The 17,266-nt window shown below is 69.9% G+C and carries 13 protein-coding genes; 9 read left to right on the top strand and 4 right to left on the bottom strand.

Translation table 11 applies throughout. From position 1 onward, the window contains the following. From R3A49_06180 to R3A49_06165, 4 genes are all read left to right on the top strand, one after another. On the top strand, positions 1 to 879 hold the full coding sequence (locus tag R3A49_06180) for an alpha/beta hydrolase (protein ID MEZ5170317.1): 879 nt from the start codon (positions 1 to 3) through the stop codon (positions 877 to 879). A gap of 62 nt (positions 880 to 941) precedes the next feature. After that, positions 942 to 2,507, top strand: a complete 1,566-nt coding sequence (locus R3A49_06175) for a long-chain-fatty-acid--CoA ligase (GenBank protein ID MEZ5170316.1) — start codon at positions 942 to 944, stop codon at positions 2,505 to 2,507. A 27-nt stretch (positions 2,508 to 2,534) separates the two neighbouring features. After that, positions 2,535 to 3,683, top strand: coding sequence for an epoxide hydrolase (locus tag R3A49_06170; GenBank protein MEZ5170315.1), 1,149 nt, complete (start codon positions 2,535 to 2,537; stop codon positions 3,681 to 3,683). 117 nt (positions 3,684 to 3,800) lie between these two features. Beyond that, the gene (locus R3A49_06165) at positions 3,801 to 5,405 is read left to right on the top strand and encodes an MFS transporter (protein MEZ5170314.1); all 1,605 of its coding nucleotides are present in this window, start codon (positions 3,801 to 3,803) and stop codon (positions 5,403 to 5,405) included. 34 nt (positions 5,406 to 5,439) lie between these two features. Here R3A49_06165 and R3A49_06160 read toward each other — a convergent pair whose 3' ends face one another. Beyond that, positions 5,440 to 6,423, bottom strand: coding sequence for a hypothetical protein (locus tag R3A49_06160; GenBank protein ID MEZ5170313.1), 984 nt, complete (start codon positions 6,421 to 6,423; stop codon positions 5,440 to 5,442). 204 nt (positions 6,424 to 6,627) lie between these two features. Between R3A49_06160 and R3A49_06155 the strand changes: the two genes are divergently transcribed. From R3A49_06155 to R3A49_06135, 5 genes are read left to right on the top strand one after another with little or no spacing between them, the layout of a single operon-like run. Then, entirely contained in the window at positions 6,628 to 7,785 is a 1,158-nt protein-coding gene (locus R3A49_06155; GenBank protein ID MEZ5170312.1) for an FIST N-terminal domain-containing protein, read from the top strand. A 29-nt stretch (positions 7,786 to 7,814) separates the two neighbouring features. After that, positions 7,815 to 10,250 carry an EAL domain-containing protein gene (locus tag R3A49_06150; GenBank protein MEZ5170311.1) on the top strand — a complete coding sequence of 812 codons (2,436 nt, stop codon included), beginning with the start codon at positions 7,815 to 7,817 and terminating at the stop codon, positions 10,248 to 10,250. A 60-nt stretch (positions 10,251 to 10,310) separates the two neighbouring features. Further along, positions 10,311 to 11,492, top strand: a complete 1,182-nt coding sequence (locus R3A49_06145) for an amidohydrolase family protein (protein MEZ5170310.1) — start codon at positions 10,311 to 10,313, stop codon at positions 11,490 to 11,492. A gap of 42 nt (positions 11,493 to 11,534) precedes the next feature. Beyond that, positions 11,535 to 12,056 carry a carbonic anhydrase gene (locus tag R3A49_06140; protein ID MEZ5170309.1) on the top strand — a complete coding sequence of 174 codons (522 nt, stop codon included), beginning with the start codon at positions 11,535 to 11,537 and terminating at the stop codon, positions 12,054 to 12,056. Between the two features lie 2 nt (positions 12,057 to 12,058). Further along, positions 12,059 to 12,838 (top strand): enoyl-CoA hydratase-related protein, encoded by a 780-nt coding sequence (locus R3A49_06135; protein ID MEZ5170308.1) that lies wholly within the window; start codon positions 12,059 to 12,061, stop codon positions 12,836 to 12,838. On the opposite strand, the gene R3A49_06130 is transcribed toward R3A49_06135, so the two are convergent. The 3 genes from R3A49_06130 to R3A49_06120 all read right to left on the bottom strand — a co-directional run bounded on the left by R3A49_06130 (position 12,835) and on the right by R3A49_06120 (position 17,259). After that, a complete protein-coding gene (locus tag R3A49_06130) occupies positions 12,835 to 14,868 on the bottom strand; it encodes a biotin carboxylase N-terminal domain-containing protein (protein ID MEZ5170307.1) in 2,034 nt (677 codons plus the stop codon). The genes R3A49_06135 and R3A49_06130 overlap by 4 nt on opposite strands. 73 nt (positions 14,869 to 14,941) lie before the next feature. Beyond that, entirely contained in the window at positions 14,942 to 16,540 is a 1,599-nt protein-coding gene (locus tag R3A49_06125) for a carboxyl transferase domain-containing protein (GenBank protein ID MEZ5170306.1), read from the bottom strand. Beyond that, positions 16,537 to 17,259 (bottom strand): TetR/AcrR family transcriptional regulator, encoded by a 723-nt coding sequence (locus R3A49_06120; GenBank protein ID MEZ5170305.1) that lies wholly within the window; start codon positions 17,257 to 17,259, stop codon positions 16,537 to 16,539. Before R3A49_06120 ends, R3A49_06125 begins: the two co-directional genes overlap by 4 nt. Positions 17,260 to 17,266 lie beyond the last annotated feature (7 nt).

Below are 17,266 nucleotides of genomic sequence, written 5' to 3'. Positions count from 1 at the left end.
ATGACGGCGGGTGCATTCACGACATCAACGGTCGATCTCGACGGGCCGGTGCACTACGCCGACTTCGGCGGGAGCGGACCGCCGATCGTTCTCGTGCACGGACTCGGTGGCTCACACGTCAACTGGGTCCGGGTCGGGCCGGCTCTGAGCGCGTTCGGTCACGTGTTGGCGCCCGACCTGATCGGCTTCGGCCGGACGGTTCCCGACCGGAGGTCGCCGGCTGTCCTGTCGAACCGGGTGCTCGTCGACCGCTTCATCGCCGAGGTCGCCGGCGGTGAGGCGATCCTCGTCGGGAACTCCATGGGCGGTCTCATCTCGATCCTCCAGGCGGCACGTCGCCCCCACCGGGTCAACGGCCTCGTTCTCGTCGACCCGGCGCTGTTCGGGTCGCCCGGGCACAGGCCCGATCCCACGTTCATGCTCCGCGGTGCGCTCCTGGCCACCCCTGTTCTCGGAGGGCTCCTGGCTCGGACCCACGAAGCCCGCACCACGCCGGAGCAACGCGTTCGCGAGGTCCTCGAACTGTGCTGCGTCGACCCGGGCAAGGTGCCCGACGACGTCGTCGCGGCCCACGTCGAGCTGACAGCCGAGCGCGAGCTGATGCCGTGGGCACTCCCCGCGCACGTCGAGGCCGCTCGCTCGATCGCCGGGGCCCTGATCCCGCCGGTGTTCACCCGGACACTCCGCAACGTCGTGGCACCCACACTGCTCGTGCACGGGACCGAGGACAGGCTCGTGCCCGTCGATGCCGCCCGTCACGTCGCCGCGCGCCGACCCGACTGGGGCTACACCGAGCTCGACGGTGTCGGGCACGCCCCGATGCTCGACGAGGCGGAGCGGCTTCTCGACACCATCGTGCCGTTCATCCGGGACAACTGAGGCGTCTCCCGCACCGGCGTGCCCGGCTGCGGGAGATGGTCCGACTGGGTACGCTGCATGCCATGAAAGAGCTGGTCTACCACCGACTCCTCCTTCCCTCCCTGGAGAACAACGCCGACAAGGTGGCGTTCATCGACGGCGACTACCACGGCACGTACGCCCAGCACGGTGAGCGCGTCATGCGGCTGTGCAGCGCCCTGAAGAGCGAGCTCGGGCTGGATCCCGGCGATCGTTTCGCCGTCATGTCGATGAACAACCACGAGTACCTCGAGGCGTACCACGCGGCGTTCCTCGGGGCCGGTGCCGTCAACCCGCTGAACCTGCGGCTCGCCGGCAAGGAGCTCGCCTACATCGTGCAGAACTCGGGATGCAAGGTCGCGTTCGTCGACGCCGCGTTCGCCGACCACTTCCACCGCTCACTCGACGAGATCGAGGGGCCCAATCCCGTGGAGCACACGGTGCTCATCGGCGACGGCGACGTTCCCCACGATGTCACCTACGACGAGTTGCTCGCAGCCGGCGAGCCGACGGTGCCCGACGAGCCCGAGGAGGACGACCCGGTCGTCCTCATGTACACGGGAGGCACGACCGGGCTTCCCAAGGGGGTGCTGCTCGACCACCGCGCCGAGATGCTCAACCTCTACCACATCGGGGTCGAGCTCGACTTCCGCCCCGAGTCGGTCTTCCTTCACCAGACACCGATGTTCCACGCCGCGTCGATGGGCGGGATCATCGGGACACCCGCGGTGGGCGGGACGTCCGTGTTCATCCCGATGTTCGATCCCGGTGCCGTTCTCGAGCTCATCGAGACCGAGAACGTCACACAGACCGTCATGGTCCCGACCATGATCGGAATGCTGCTCAACCACCCGGACTTCGAGCCGGAGCGCCTCGCCTCCCTCGAGCAGCTGGCGTACGGCGCATCCCCCATGCCGAGGGCGACACTCGACCGGCTTCGCGAGCTCTACCCCGACCTCGAGCTCGCTCAGGCCTACGGCATGACCGAGGCCTCGGCGGTGGTCACCTGGCTGGGACCCGAGGGCCACGGGAACAAGGGTCTGCTCGGGTCCGCGGGCCGGCCTGTGTTCGGCGTCACGATCCAGATCCAGGATCCGGAAGGAAACGAAGTTCCACGGGGGGAGAACGGAGAGGTGTGCATCCGTGCCGGGAACCTCATGCGGGAGTACTGGAGGAATCCCGAGGCCACCGAGGAGGTCTTCCGCGGCGGGTGGTACCACTCGGGCGACGCCGGGTACCTCAACGACGACGGCTACCTGTTCCTCGTCGACCGCGTGAAGGACATGATCGTGACGGGCGGGGAGAACGTCTACTCGGCGGAGGTCGAGAACGCCATCTCCTCCATGCCCGAGGTCGATCAGGTGGCGGTCATCGGCATCCCGAGCGAGCAGTGGGGAGAAGCAGTTCTGGCCATCGTCGTGCTCCACGAGGAGGGCAGCGTCACCGAGGACGACGTCCGCGCGTGGGCCAAGGAACGCATCGCCGGCTACAAGGTCCCGAAGTCGGTGGAGTTCCGAACGGAGCCGCTCCCGCTCTCGGGCGCGCTGAAGGTGCTGAAGAAGGATCTCCGCAAGCCGTACTGGGAGGGCCAGGAGCGCGCCGTCGGCTGACCCGGCCGCCGCTGCCGACGACCAACCATGCCCCCCGACGACATCACGCCCTTCGCCGTCGACGTCCCCGACGAGGTCCTCGATGACCTGCGCGCCCGGCTCCACCGCACGCGCTGGCCCGACGGCGCGCCGGGCGACCCCTGGGAGTACGGCGCCGATCTCGCGTACGTGCGCGACGTGTGCGCCACCTGGGCCGATGCCTTCGACTGGCGCGCCGCCGAGGAGCGGATCAACAGGTTCGACCAGTTCACCACCGAGATCGACGGCCAGAACGTCCACTTCATCCATGCCCGTTCGGCCGAGGAGAACGCGCTTCCTCTCCTGATGACCCATGGTTGGCCCGATTCGATCGTTTCCTTCCTGCCGGTCATCGATCCGTTGCGTGATCCGGCCGCACACGGTGGTGACGCCACGGACGCCTTCCACGTCGTGTGTCCGTCGCTTCCCGGCTACACGTGGTCCGGCCCCACGACCGAGCGGGGCTGGGACACGCGACGTGTGGCGGAGGCGTGGGCCGCTCTCATGGGCCGCCTCGGCTATTCGCGCTACGGCGCGCAGGGTGGCGACTGGGGCTCACTCGTCACGACGCAGCTCGCGGAGGTCGACGCCGGCCATCTCGCCGGCATACACCTCAACATGCCGGTGTGCGGGCCTCCGCCCGACGGGGGAGAGATGACCGAGGAGGAGGCCGAGAGCTTCGCCCGGGTTTCCGACTACCTCGAGAACGGCGCGGGGTACGCCGACATCCAGGGCACGAAGCCCCAGACGCTCGCCTACGGCCTCACCGACTCGCCCGCCGGGCTCGCCGGGTGGATCCTCGAGAAGTACCACGCCTGGACCGACCACGACGGCGACCTCGAGACGGCCGTGGACCGTGACGCGCTGCTCACCAACCTCACGGCCTACTGGGTGACGGGAACGATCAACTCCTCGACCCGCCTCTACTACGAGTCGAAGAAGACCGGGCGCTTCGGGCCCACGGGGAGCCGGATTCGGGTCCCCACAGCCGTCGCCCTCTATCCGGAGGAGATCCTCACGGCGCCGAGATCGTGGCTGGAGGCCGCCTTCGACCTGCAGCGGGTCGCCGAGATGCCTCGCGGCGGGCACTTCGCGGCGCTCGAGGAGCCCGAACTCTTCGTCGACGACCTGCGGGAGGCGTTCCGCCTCTTCCGCTGAGGGCGGGATCACGATCGCGCGGCACGCTCGTCGTGGCCGGTCGGGTGGGTTTCGCCGGTAGATGACCGGCGGGCCGTCGCTGCCGGTGGCCACACACGCGGGCTAGCGTCGCCGACGATGGCCGGTTCGGGGAAGGCCCCCAACAAGTGGGCGGCGCTCGCCACGGTGTGCATGGCGCTGTGGGTGATCGCGCTCAACACGACGGCGATCAACACCGCGATCGGTGCGATCGCCGACGACCTCGACCTGTCGACATCGATGCTGTCGTGGTCGGTGAACGCCTACGTCCTGGCCGCGGCCGCCTTCGTGGTCATCGGAGGCCAGATCGGGGACGTGATCGGGCGGCGCAACGCCTTTCTCGTGGGGATCGCGGTGTTCGCCCTGGGCTCGGGGCTGGTGGCCGGGTCGCAGGGTGGGGCGATGCTGATCGGCGGCCGTACCTGTCAGGGCCTCGGCTCCGCTGTGATGATGCCGTCCACGATGGCAATCATCTCGGCCGTGTTCCCGCCCGAGGAGCGCGGAACGGCGCTCGGCGTGTGGGGAGCCGTCGGCGGGCTCGGCTTCGCGATCGGCCCCCTGTACGGTGGGTTCTTCTCCGACGAGCTCTCCTGGCGCGGCATCTTCGTGTCGGACTTCCTGTGGCTGGGTCTCGGCGCCTACCTCACGATCACGGTTCTGAAGCACCTTCCCCACGAACCGGCGGACACGCGGATCGACAAGGCCGGAGCGCCGCTTCTCGTCGTGGGGCTCTTCAGCGCTGTTCTCGGCGTTCAACAGGCGGGAACCTGGGGCTGGACGTCTCCGGCCATCCTCGGGTCACTTGCCGTCGCGGCCGTCTCGCTCGCTGCGTTCTGGATCGTCGAGCACCGTGTCGACCAGCCGATGGTCCACTTCGAGCTGTTCCGGATCGGTCGCTTCGTGGCGGGCAACGTCGCGACCTTCGTGAACGCCATCGGCCTCTTCGGGATCCTGTACTTCTTCAACCTGTGGGCACAGGCGCCCGTGCTCCTCGATGAGTCCGCCATCGGTGCCAGCCTCCTGCTCGTCCCGTACGGCGTCGCCATGTTCATCTTCTCGTTCTACGGCGGGCGCATCGCCGACCGGGTCGGCTACGCCCTCCCGATGACCCTCGGGTTCCTCTCGATGGCCGGCGGCTATGCGCTCCTCGCAACCGTGTCGGAGTCGACGACAGCGGGCGATCTCTGGCCCGCCCTGACTCTCGGGGGTGTGGGCGTGGGCGTGACGTTCTCCACGTCGTCGGCGGCCGGGATGGTGGCCGTTCCCGACGAGAGCGCCGGTGAGGCGTCGGGCGTCATCAACATGTTCCGCTACATGGGCGGTGTGTTCATCGTGGCGGTGGGAACGCTCCTCTACGTGGGTGCCGGGACCGCCGCCCTCAACGGGAGCCTTGCTGCGGCAGGTGTCGATCAGCAGTCCGAGGCAACGCTCGACGCCGCCCTCACGGCATCAGCCGAGGACTTCGACACGATCGAGCAGGAGCAGGGCACGAAGACCCGTGAAGCCTTCGAGGAGGGTGCGAGGAAGGGAATCACCGACGGCTTCCGGCGGACGTCGGTCCTGAGCGGCGCCGCCGCGCTCGTCGCCGCCGTGGTCAGTGCCGTCCTGCTCCGCAGGAAGGTGCCGGCGAAGCGCCGGGTCGAGGCGGAAGCGCGCGAAGAGGTGGCCGGCCTCGCCGACCCGGACCCGCCGCGTTCGCGCTGAGCGCCGTGGTGGGCTCGCGTCGCCCCGACCCCCGTCAGGCGTCGGTGGCGGACACGGCCCAGGCGATCCCCCGCTGCGGGTCCTCGACGGCGAGGTGGAGGGACCATCCGGTGGCGGGGGCGCCGGCGTCCCAGGCGTACCACCGCAGACGGCCCGCCGAGGCGGCCAGCGTGTCGCCGTCGACGGGCCAGTCGTCGAGGTGCCCCGTGAGCGCCGCGAGCGCCCACCACGCCCCGAACCGGCCGGTCGCCGCGCCGGGCCGACGACCGTGCGTTCCCCCGCTCGCAGCGGCCCACCCCATCACGGCCATCGCATCGGCGAGCCCGATCCCGGCCGTCCGCACGGTCGTGGGACCGAGAGCACCGATTGCGTTCTCGACGTCCCCGTGGACGGCCACGGCATCGACGCGTCCGTTCGAGCCCGTTGTCCACACCGACACCAGGTCCCGCAGTGCTCCGAGAGCGTGGTCGTCGGCGTGCGGTGTTCCCCCCGCTGCGGCGGTGGCCCCACTCATCCGGACCGGTGGGGGCGCGGGGAAGTCCCCGCGGTGGGCTTCGTAGGTGGCGAGGGGGTAGGCGGGCTCCCACCTCTGCAGGGCACGCGGGATGTCGAGCACCTCGGGCCCGCGGAGCTCGGCTCCCGTGAGATTCTCGCCGCGCACGACGCGCTCGTGGGCGACGAGGACGGCTCCGGGGCCTTCGGGAAGGTGCCCGGCCAGCTCCTCCCACGCGTGGGTCGACGCCGCCACCTCCGGAAGGGGTCCGGGCGTGAATCGTCCGGCGCCCTCGGTGACGACCGGCCCGGCCCAGCGCCCGGGCGCCTCGAGAGCGAGGCGGTAGTCGACGTGGTCGGCGACAGCCCAGAGTTGGAGCCCCCGGTCGACGGCACGGCGGCACATCCCGGCGAGCCGCACGAGGCCGTCCCAGTCCCGTGCCTCACAGCGCCGGTCGACCTCCCGCAGGAGCTCGTCGTGGTCGCCCGTGCTGACGAGCGACGCGGGATCGGGGCCGTCGGGCATCGGGAAGGGGCTCCGGGTCGTGTGTGCCCACTCTGCCACCTTGCGTGGCGCACCCTCGGGATGTCCGGGTTAATACCACGGATAGTGGTCAGTCGTTCACGCGAATCTCGACGAACGCCGCCCGCGCCATCAAGGTGCCGGCGGGCGATCCGATGGGACCACGAGCGCCCCACGGCGCGACAGGTGGAGCGGGGAGAGGCGCGGGTGCAGGCGTCGGCGACGACATGGTCTCCGGGCACCGGCTGGGACGACCCAGGCCTGTTCGACCTCGACGCGGCGCGAACCCTCGTCGTGGCCTTCGGCGATGCCCGCCTCCGGGACTTTTCCGAGCCGCTCGACCAGCTCCGGGAGGCGTTCACGCGAAGCTCGCTCCTCGGTTGCTCGACGGCAGGGCAGATCTCGGGGGACACCCTGAGCGACGCAACGGTGAGCGTGGCGGTCGCGCACTTCGACGACGTCGACCTGCGGACAGCGGCGGCCCCGGTGACCACGTCCGCTGACTCGGTCGTGGCCGGGCGCCGGATCGCCTCGGAGCTGCTCGACGGTGGCTTGCGACACGTGTTCGTCCTCTCCGACGGTGTTCTCGTCAACGGGAGCGAGCTGGTACGCGGCCTGACCGAGGTTCTTCCCGACGACGTCGCGGTCACGGGCGGCTTGGCCGGTGACGGCGAGCGGTTCGGCGAGACCTGGATTCTCGACGAGAACGGCCTGGAGCCCGGTCTGGTCCGCGCTGTGGGCCTGTACGGCGACGCGCTGTGCGTGGGCTACGGGTCCCTCGGTGGGTGGGACATCTTCGGTCCCGAGCGCCTGATCACCCGTGCCGAGGGGAACGTCCTCTTCGAGATCGACGGCCGACCGGCCCTGTCCCTCTACAAGGAGTACCTCGGCGACAAGGCGTCCGGACTCCCCGCCACCGCTCTTCTCTTCCCGTTGGCCATCCGTCCCGAACGCGGAGGTGACCAGGTGGTTCGGACCGTGCTGGGGGTGGACGAGGCGACAGACTCGATGCGCTTCGCCGGCGACGTCCCCGCCGGGTGGACGGCCCAGCTCATGATGGCCAACTTCGACCGACTCGTCGACGGAGCCCTCGCCGCCGCCGGCAGCGCTGCGGAGATGGCGACCCGACACACGAGACCCGCCGCTGCACCCGGCGACACGCTGGCCCTGGCGATCAGTTGTGTCGGGCGCCGCCTGGTGCTGGGGGAGCGGACCGAGGAGGAGTTGGAGGCGACCCTCGGAGTCCTGCCCGACGGCACGGTGCTGGCGGGCTTCTACTCGTACGGGGAGATCGCGCCGCAGGCCGGGGGGACGTGCGATCTGCACAACCAGACCATGACGCTGACGACCCTCGGTGAGAAATGACGGGCGGGGACGGCACCGAGGTGACCACCATGCCGGACGGGGCAGGTGCGCCGGAGGAGGCCGGAGACGGTGCTTTCCACCCGCTCCTGGTTCGCCAGCTGACCCGTCACGGCCTCCACCCGGATGCGATTCCGGACAAGGGAGCCTGGATACACCTCCTCGAACGCGTGAGCACGGCCTACCGCGACGCTGACGAGAGCCGCTACCTCCTCGAGCGCGCGATGGAGATCTCGAGTGTCGAGATGGCAAACCTCTACGAGCGGTTGCGCGAGGCGTCCGAGAGCCGGCTCCGGCGTGAGCGCGACCGCCTCCGTACGGTCACGGACCACTCACCGGTGGCGATCCTGGAGCTCGACACCGACGGTCGGGTCCAGTACGCCAACCCGCGCGCCGACGACCTCGCCGGCCGCTCCCTCCTCGACACGGACCGGTCCCTGCTCTTCTGGGTGCACCGCGACGACCGTCGGCCCCTGTTGAAGAGGATCGGCCAGGCCATGGAGCACAGCGGCGACTTCGACCTGACGATCCGCTTCCGGGCCGCCGACGGGCCGCTTCGCTGGTTGCGCCTCCACGGCCGCGCCCTGGCCGGATCGGGCGACCAACCCGACAACCTGTTCATCGCGGCGACCGACGTGACGACCGAGGTCGAGGCCTGGGAGGTCAGTGACCGCTTCAACGCCCTGCTCGAGACCACGTCCGACGTGGTGGCCGTGTTCCAGCCCGACGGGGCGCTCTTCCACCTCAACCCCGTTGCCGCTGAGTTCCTGGGTGTGCCCGCCGAGGGCGACCCGTCGGGTCACCGCATCGAGGAGTTCCTCGACGAGCGGAGCCGGGCGCTGCTGCGCGACCAGGCGATGGTCGGTGCGCGACGAGACGGCACCTGGCGCGGTGAGGCGACCTTCGTCGACACCCACGGCCGTCGTCACGCCATGTCGCTGGTCGTGGTGGCTCACGTCGGCCGCGAGCCCGGCGGCGACCACTACTCCGCCATCGCACGCGACATCACGGAGCTCAAAGCCGCTGAACAGGCGCTCGTGGAGCAGGCGACACACGACGGCCTCACCGGGCTCCCCAACCGGGTCCTCCTCCTCGACCGCCTGCGCCACGCACTCGAGGGCGCCCGGCGTCGTGACAGCGGGTTGGCGGTCCTCTACATCGACCTCGACCGTTTCAAGGTCGTGAACGACTCGCAGGGCCACGTCGCCGGTGACCGTCTCCTGGTCAAAGCCGCACAACGACTGCGCGAGACGGTCCGCGCCGGAGACACCGTCGCCCGCATCGGTGGCGACGAGTTCGTGGTCCTGTGCGAGGACATCGGTGATCCCTCGCAGGTACCGGCCACGGCGCGTCGGATCGTCGAGGCCTTCCTGCGCCCGTTCGAGGTGTCCGGCGAGGATGCCTTCGTGACCGCGAGCGTCGGGGTCGCCACGAACCTGTCGGCTCACGACACCGCTGAGTCCCTGTTGCGCGACGCCGACGTCGCCATGTACCGCGCGAAGGACGCGGGCCGCTCCCGGCTCGAGGTCTTCGACGAGGACATGCGGTCCTGGATCACGGAGCGCTACGACATGGAGGCGGCCCTGCGCCAGGCCGTCGACAACGAGGAGCTCTGGGTCGCGTACCAGCCGAGCCTCGATCTCGTCACGGGCGAGTGGAGCATCGTGGAGGCGCTGGCCCGCTGGGACCGCGCGGAGCACGGTGCGGTCCCTCCCGGCCGCTTCATCCCCCTGGCCGAGGAGACGGGCCTCATCGGGGCGCTCGGCGAGCTGATCATGCGCAAGGCGTGCACGCAGCTGGCGCACTGGAACTGGGCGCGTCGCGGCAGGGAGCCGGTGTCGGTGGCCGTGAACGTGTCGGGTCGCCAGCTCACGCAACCCGGTCTCGTCGAGATGATCACGGACGTTCTCGAGGAGACGAATGCGCAAGCATCATGGCTCGTTCTCGAGGTCACGGAGTCGGCGCTCGTCGAGGACCCCGCCCCTGTCCGTGAGCACCTTCGGGAGCTCTCCGCCCTGGGGATCCGGATCGCCATCGACGACTTCGGAACCGGCTACTCCGGTCTGTCCTACCTCCAGCAGTTCCCGTTCGATCTCGTGAAGGTCGACCGGCGTTTCGTCGACGGGCTCGGACCCGGACCCGACAGTGACCCCACGGATCACGCCATCGTCGAGTCGGTCATCAGCCTCGCGCATCAACTCGGCTACGACGTCGTCGCGGAGGGTGTCGAGAACGCGGCGCAGCTCGCGGCTCTCACGGAGCTCGGATGCGACCTCGCGCAGGGCTTCCATCTCGCCCATCCCGTTCCCGCCGACGAGCTCGAGAGGACGCTCAGCGGTGAAGCAGACCCACGCCCGGGAATCCCGGGAAGTCCGCGAGGGCTCGACGGCCTCGCGCCCGGCGACGGTGGGGTCCCGCCCGGCGACAGCGACGCCCCCGGCCACGACGGCGAGGCTGCGGGCTCGTAGGCGCCGACCGCGTTCGACGTAGCGTCGTTGGTACCGTCGACGACCGACGAGGGGGCACCGATGGCGACACTCGCTTTCCGACCGTTCGACGCCGACAACCACTACTACGAGGCCACCGACGCGTTCACGCGCCACATCCCGAAGGAATTCGCCAAGCGGGGGGTCCAGTGGGCCGAGGTGAACGGGCGGCAGCGGCTGCTCGTCGGAGGAAGGCTCAACCGGTTCATCCCGAACCCGACGTTCGACCCCGTCGCCCGACCGGGCGCTCTGGACGACTACTTCCGCGGCAAGGTCCCCGGTGACGACATCCGCGCCGCATTCGGCGATCTTGAGCCCATCCACCCCGGCTACCGCGAACCGGCAGCACGTGTCGCCATGCTCGACGACCTCGGTCTGGACGGGGCGTTCCTCTTCCCGACGCTCGGCGTCGGCATGGAGGACGCCCTGGAGTCCGATCCGCCCGCCGCGCACGCTGTGTTCCACGCCTTCAACCAGTGGCTCCTCGACGACTGGAGCTTCGACTTCGAGGATCGTCTGTTCGCAGCACCCATGATCTCGCTTCTCGACCCCGAGTCGGCGGTTGCCGAGGTGGAGTGGGTGCTCGAGCGGGGGGCCCGCGTCGTGGTGATGCGCTCGGGCCCGGTGCGCGCGCCGGAGGGCCACCGCTCACCGGGCGACGCGGTCTACGACCCCGTGTGGGCACGTCTGGCGGAGGCCGGGGTGCTCGTGGCCTACCACTCCGGCGAGTCGGGGTACGGCTTCATGGCGGAGGCGTGGGGGCAGTCGGCCGAGTTCGAGGCGTTCCGACACGACAGCTTCAAGCAGATCATCACGGGGCACCGGCCGATTCACGACACGTTGGCCGCTCTGGTGTGTCACGGCGTGCTCGCGCGTTTCCCGAACCTACGGGTGGCGACGATCGAGTCGGGAAGCGACTGGGTGCAGCCGTTGCTCCGGTCGCTCGGGCGGGCGCACAGGCAACGTCCGGGCCAGTTCGCCGAGGATCCCATCGACGTCTTCAAGCGTCAGGTGTGGGTGGCGCCGTTCTACGAGGACGACCTCGTCGGCCTTCGGGACGCCATCGGGGCCGACCACGTTCTGTTCGGGTCCGACTACCCGCACGCCGAGGGCCTCGCCGACCCGCTGAGCTTCGTGGACGACCTCGACGGCTACACCGACGACGAGATCCGCCTCGTGATGCGTGAGAACGCCCTCGCGCTCTCCCGACCGGCCCCGGCATAGGGCGGTCGAGGTGACCCACGGGTCGGTGTCTACCATGCGGCGATGACATCACCCGCAGATGAGCACCAGCCGGTCGCCGACCGACTCCTCGCCGGCAACGCCGTGTTCGCGGCATCGTTCGACGCCGGCGACCTCCCGGTGGCACCCGGTCTCCACCTCGCTGTCGTGGCGTGCATGGACTCCCGCATGGACATCTTCGAGATCCTCGGGCTCGGCAACGGCGAGGCGCACATCATCCGCAACGCCGGAGGTGTCGTCACCGACGACGTCGTCCGGTCGTTGTGCCTGTCGCAACGGGCGCTCGGGACACGCGAGATCGTTCTCGTGCACCACACCGACTGCGGCCTCCAGAAGGTCAGCGACGACTCATTCCGCGCGGAGCTCGTCGAGGAGCTCGGCGTTGCGCCCCCCTGGGCTCTCGACGCCTTCTCCGACCCCTACGCCGACGTGCGCCAGTCGATCAAGCGGCTGGAGCTCACACCGTTCGTCCCGCACACCGACCACGTCCGCGGCTTCGTCTACGACGTGTCGACCGGTGAGCTCCACGACGTTGCAGGAGACTGACGATGCAGAAGGTCACGACGGAGCTGCGCGACGGGGTGCTCACCGTCACCCTGACGGATCCCGAGAAGCGCAACGTGCTCAGCCGCCAACTGTCGGCCGAGTTCGTGGAGGCACTCGACCGGGCCGAGAGCGACGACGAGGTCCGTGTCGTCGTGGTCACGAACGAGGGCCACGTGTTCTGCGCCGGCGCCGACCTGTCGGAACGGTCGTCGGGTGATGACGACGGGAGCGGCGATGCTCCCACGCCTGTTGATCCCGCACAGCTCTTTCGCCGTATCACGAACTCACGGAAGCCCTTCGTGGGCAGGATCGCGGGCCACGCGGTCGCGGGTGGCATGGGTCTCGCAGCCGCCATGGACCTCTCGGTGGCTGTCGACGACGCCAAGTTCGGATTCACCGAGGTCCGGATCGGCGTCGCGCCGGCCGTCATCTCGGTGGTCTGTCTCCCGAAGATGCGCCGGGCCGACGCTGCGGCCGCCTTTCTCCGGGGAAACCGGTTCCTCGCGCCCGACGCTGCACGTATCGGGATCATCAACGAGGCGGTTCCGGCCGACGAACTCGACGCCACCGTCGACCGGATCGTCGCCGACCTGCTCGAGGGCTCGCCGCAGGGGCTGGCGGCCGCGAAGGAGCTCATGAACCGGGTGCCGACGATGGCCGCCGCCGACGCGTTCGCATGGACGGCCGAGCTGTCTTCCGAGCTCTTCACGAGCGACGAGGCGCAGGCCGGTATGACGTCGTACCTGGAGAAGAAGCCGCCACCCTGGTCGCCGCGCTCCTAGCGCCCGCCCGCCTCCTCGACGACGGCGAGAACTGTTCCCGCGCCGACCGTGGCGCCCACCTCCACCGGCACGGAGGTCACCACCCCCGAGGTCGTGGCCGTCACCGCCAGTTCCATCTTCATGGCCTCCATGACGACCAACACGTCACCGACCTCCACGGCGTCACCCTCGACCACGTGCACGGCGACGACCGTTCCCGGCATCGACGCCACCGTCGAGCCCGGATCGAGCGTGTCCTCGGGCTCGACGAAACGCGGGACGACGCCGAAGACAGAGCCACCCCCGGGCCCGGTCACCGACACGGATCCGGGGGTGATCCGGACGTCGACCAGGCGACGGATGCCCCCGACCGACAGATCGACACAGTGCGGTGTGATGTCGTGGGCAACGGCACCGTCCAGCGCCTCGCCGTCGACGCTGAGGTGTGTCAAACGGTTGCGGGTGAACCGGTACTCGACGGCGTGCTCGCCCGCGTCGTCGCTTCCGGCTGCCCCGTCGCTCCCGCCGGCGTCGCGATCGACGAGCGAGACCCGCTGGGGGGCACTCGGGACGTTCCGGAATCCGGTCGAGACGCTGCCGGTGTGGTCGTCGGAACCCCTGTGCAGCGCCTGGAGTGCCAGGGCGGCTGCGGCGGCGTGGCAGGCTCGTTCGGCCCCTTCCACGAGTGGGCGACCCAGCTCGGAAGGGGAGTGGCGTTCGAGGAAGCTGCTGTCACCCCGCCCGGTGAGGAACTCCGGGTGGCGCAGGGTGCGCACGAGGAGGTCCCGGTTGGTGCGTATCCCGTCGACCGTGGCACCGGCGAGGGACGCGGCGAGCTTTCGTGCCGCGTCCTCCCGTGTGGGGGCGTGGGCGATGACCTTGGCGATCATCGGGTCGTAGAAGCGCGGAACCACGCCCGCCGTCTCCGCAGCGGGGCCGGTAACGACTTCGTCGGAGGCCGCACCCGACGGGTTGTCGAGGATGCTGTCGACGCGGACATCCCCGGGGACGGAGAACGCGTGGACGATGCCGTTCGAGGGGAGGAAGTCGGCTGTCGGGTCCTCCGCGTACAGCCGGGCCTCGACCGCGTGGCCGTTCGGTGACCCGATCTCGTCCTGCGGGGGAACGTCCTTGCCCGCAGCGACACGGAGTTGGAGCTCCACGAGATCGACGCCGAGGACGGCCTCTGTCACGGGGTGCTCGACCTGGAGCCGGGTGTTGACCTCGAGGAAGTAGAACTCCTCGGGCCCACCGCCGGGGCTCGGGGCGAGCAGGAACTCGACGGTTCCGGCGTTGGTGTAGCCGATGGCCTCGCCGGCGCGTACCGCAGCCCCGTGCAGCGCGGTACGTGTCGCATCGCTGATCGTCGGAGCAGGTGCCTCCTCGATGATCTTCTGGTGACGCCGCTGGATCGAGCAGTCGCGCTCGTGGAGATGCACGACCCGGCCCGAGTCGTCACCCAGGATCTGCACCTCGACGTGGCGGGACGGCGCGACGTGGCGCTCGGCAAAGACCGTTCCGTCGCCGAAGGCCGACGCGGCCTCCCGTGACGCCGACTCCACGGCGTCCGGTAGCTGATCGGCCGACCCCACGACCCGCATACCCCGCCCACCACCGCCGGCGGACGCCTTCACGAGCAGCGGGTAGCCGACCTCGGCGGCCGCTGCGGCGCAGGCATCGTCGTCGAGGCCGGTCAGCACCGCCGACGGGAGCAGGGGGACGCCCGCGGCCGCCATGAGGCGCTTGGCCTCGAGCTTCGAGCCCATGGCGGCGATGACGTCGGCTCGCGGGCCCACGAAGACCAACCCGGCGTCCGACACCGCACGGGCGAAAGGCGCACTCTCGGCCAGGAAGCCGTAGCCGGGGTGGACGGCATCGGCACCGGTGCGATGGGCGGCGTCGATGACGGCGTCGACCCGGAGGTACGACTCGGATGGCGAGTCACCACCCAGGCCGACGGACATGTCGGCGTCGCGTACGAGGGCGGCGTCGGCGTCGGCGTCGGAGTAGACCGCCACGGTCTCGATCCCGAGGTGGCGGCACGTGCGCATGATGCGTCGGGCGATCTCGCCCCGGTTGGCCACGAGGAGTCGTTCGATCACGGGATACGCCGCCTCGCTCCGCTCACGTCCGGAAGACGCCGTAGCCGCGCTGACCGCGGCACTCGGTGGTGAGGGCAGCCGACAGGGCCACTCCGAGCACGTCGCGGGTGTCGCGGGGGTCGATGATGCCGTCGTCGTTGAGCAGACCCGACATGACCTCCGCCCTCTCCTCCCGGGTGATCTGCTCCTCGATGGTGCGCCGCCTTTCGGCGTCGGCTTTCTCGTCGAATGGAAGGCCGCGGTCCTCGGCCGAGGAGCGGGCGACGATCGACAGGGTCCCGGCGAGTTGCTCGGCTCCCATCACCGCCGTCTTGGCGTTCGGCCACACGAACAGGAACCGCGGGTTGTAGGGCCGCCCTGCCATGCCGTAGTTGCCCGCGCCGTAGGACCCCCCGATCTGGACCGTGAGGTGGGGCACGGTGGAGTTGGCGACGGCGTTGATCTGGTGGGACCCGTGCTTGACCATCCCGCGCTGCTCGTACTCGGTGCCGACGACGTAGCCCGTGACGTTCTGGACGAAGAGGAGCGGGGTGTCGGCCTGGTTGGCGAGCTGGATGAACTGGGCGGCCTTGTTGGCCTCCTCGTTGAGAAGGACCCCGCGGTCGTTGGCGAGGATCCCGACGGACCGACCGTGCAGAAACGCGAAGCCGGTGACGAGGTTGGCGCCGAAATCGGGCTTGAACTCGTCCAACTCCGAGTCATCGACGACCCGCGCCAGCACCTCCCGTACCGGGAACGGGACCTTGAGGTCGGCCGACACCACCCCCAGGATCTCCTCGGGGTCGTAGCGCGGGGGTAGGGCCGGGCGGTCCGGGTCCGGCCCGAGCTTGCGGTACGTGAGGTCGCGCACGATGGAGCGACCGATCCGGAGTGCGTCGCGTTCGTCGACGGCGAAGTAGTCGGACACGCCCGATGTGCGCGAGTGCATGGCCGCCCCGCCGAGATCCTCCTCGTCGGCGTCCTCACCCGTGGCCATCTTCACGAGAGGGGTGCCGCCGAGGAACACCTTGGCCTGCCGGTCGACCATCACCGTGTAGTCGCTGACGCCGGGGAGGTACGCCCCACCGGCCGTCGAGCTCCCGAACACGAGCGAGATGGTGGGAATGGCCTGCGCCGACAGTTCCGTGATCTTGCGGAACATCTCGCCGGCGGGCAGGTAGAGGTCGAGCTGGTGGGGGAGATCCGCGCCGCCGGACTCCACGAGGAAGACCATCGGCAGGCGGTTCTCGGCGCAGATGTCGAGCGCCCGGAGGATCTTGCGGACGGTGATCGGGTTCATGGAGCCGCCGCGCACGGTGGGGTCGTTGGCGAGGATGACGCACTCGGTGCCCGACACCTGGCCGACCCCGGTGACGACGGCTGCGCCCACCGCGAACTCCGTTCCTGCCCCGGCGGTGACCGACAGCTCGAGGAAGGGTGTGTCGCTGTCGAGCAGCAGTTCGATGCGCTCGCGTGCCAGAAGGCGGCCACGGTCGTGATGGCGTTGCACGTACTTCTCGCCGCCACCGGCGACTGCCTCGGCCACCAGCTGTTCGTAGCGGTGGATGTGCTCCAGCATCGCCGCCCGGTTGGCGACGTGGGTGTCGCTGGTGGTGTCGAGGTCGGAGCGCAGGAAGCTCATTCTCCGGCCCCGTCGTCGGTGACGCTCGTTGCGTCGAGGCCGTCGGCGACGGTGGCCAGCCGACGGAGCTCGGCGGCGAGCGAGGGGAGGGCACCGCCGTCGCTGCGTGCCGCGTGGGGGACGACGACCGGTTCGTCGATGCCCCGGCACAACACCGACATCAGCTGCTCGGCGGTCACATCGGGATCGACGACATCGGCCCCCTCCCGGCCGGAGAGCGCCGACCACGTGATGTGCTCGATGCTCCCGTACACGAGGTCGCGTACGAGCTCGGCGGGTAGGTCGCGCCGGAACTCGCCCTGCTCGACTCCGGAACGGAATGCGGTGGTGAGCAGGCTCGTGTAGCGACGGTTGAGATCGGCGACCTCCGAGGTGTGGTAGTCGTCGAATGCGCGGGCCTCGCTGATGATGAGACGGCACATGCGGGTGTCGTGGACCATGGCGCGCAGTTGGTGGCGGATCAGGAAGCGCACCTGCTCGCGTGGCGAGGCGATGTCGGCAACGCCGGCGCGCGCGGAGTCGATGAGCGGCTCGTAGAAGGAGCGGATCACCCGGTTGAGGAGGTCGCGTTTGCCCGGGAAGTGGCGGTACACCGCCCCCTCGACGACGCCCACCTGCTCGGCGATCCCCGCCACCGAGGTGGCGTCGTAGCCCTGCTCGGCGAACAGGTGTCGTGCAGCGTCGAGGATCTGGGACGCCGTGGGGTGAGGAACACTCACGCCGGCA

It is taken from the genome of Acidimicrobiia bacterium, from assembly GCA_041394025.1.
Taxonomy (GTDB): Bacteria; Actinomycetota; Acidimicrobiia; order IMCC26256; family JAOSJL01; genus JAOSJL01.
The sequence above is the reverse complement of the archived record's forward strand: the minus strand, read 5'-3'. Positions and strand labels throughout refer to the sequence as shown.

Coding starts and splice junctions, on each gene's coding strand:
- R3A49_06180 (MEZ5170317.1), top strand. CDS start 1: ATGACGGCGGGTGCATTCACGACATCAACGGTCGATCTCGACGGGCCG.
- R3A49_06175 (MEZ5170316.1), top strand. CDS start 942: ATGAAAGAGCTGGTCTACCACCGACTCCTCCTTCCCTCCCTGGAGAAC.
- R3A49_06170 (MEZ5170315.1), top strand. CDS start 2,535: ATGCCCCCCGACGACATCACGCCCTTCGCCGTCGACGTCCCCGACGAG.
- R3A49_06165 (MEZ5170314.1), top strand. CDS start 3,801: ATGGCCGGTTCGGGGAAGGCCCCCAACAAGTGGGCGGCGCTCGCCACG.
- R3A49_06160 (MEZ5170313.1), bottom strand. CDS start 6,423: ATGCCCGACGGCCCCGATCCCGCGTCGCTCGTCAGCACGGGCGACCAC.
- R3A49_06150 (MEZ5170311.1), top strand. CDS start 7,815: ATGCCGGACGGGGCAGGTGCGCCGGAGGAGGCCGGAGACGGTGCTTTC.
- R3A49_06145 (MEZ5170310.1), top strand. CDS start 10,311: ATGGCGACACTCGCTTTCCGACCGTTCGACGCCGACAACCACTACTAC.
- R3A49_06140 (MEZ5170309.1), top strand. CDS start 11,535: ATGACATCACCCGCAGATGAGCACCAGCCGGTCGCCGACCGACTCCTC.
- R3A49_06135 (MEZ5170308.1), top strand. CDS start 12,059: ATGCAGAAGGTCACGACGGAGCTGCGCGACGGGGTGCTCACCGTCACC.
- R3A49_06130 (MEZ5170307.1), bottom strand. CDS start 14,868: ATGCGCACGTGCCGCCACCTCGGGATCGAGACCGTGGCGGTCTACTCC.
- R3A49_06125 (MEZ5170306.1), bottom strand. CDS start 16,540: ATGAGCTTCCTGCGCTCCGACCTCGACACCACCAGCGACACCCACGTC.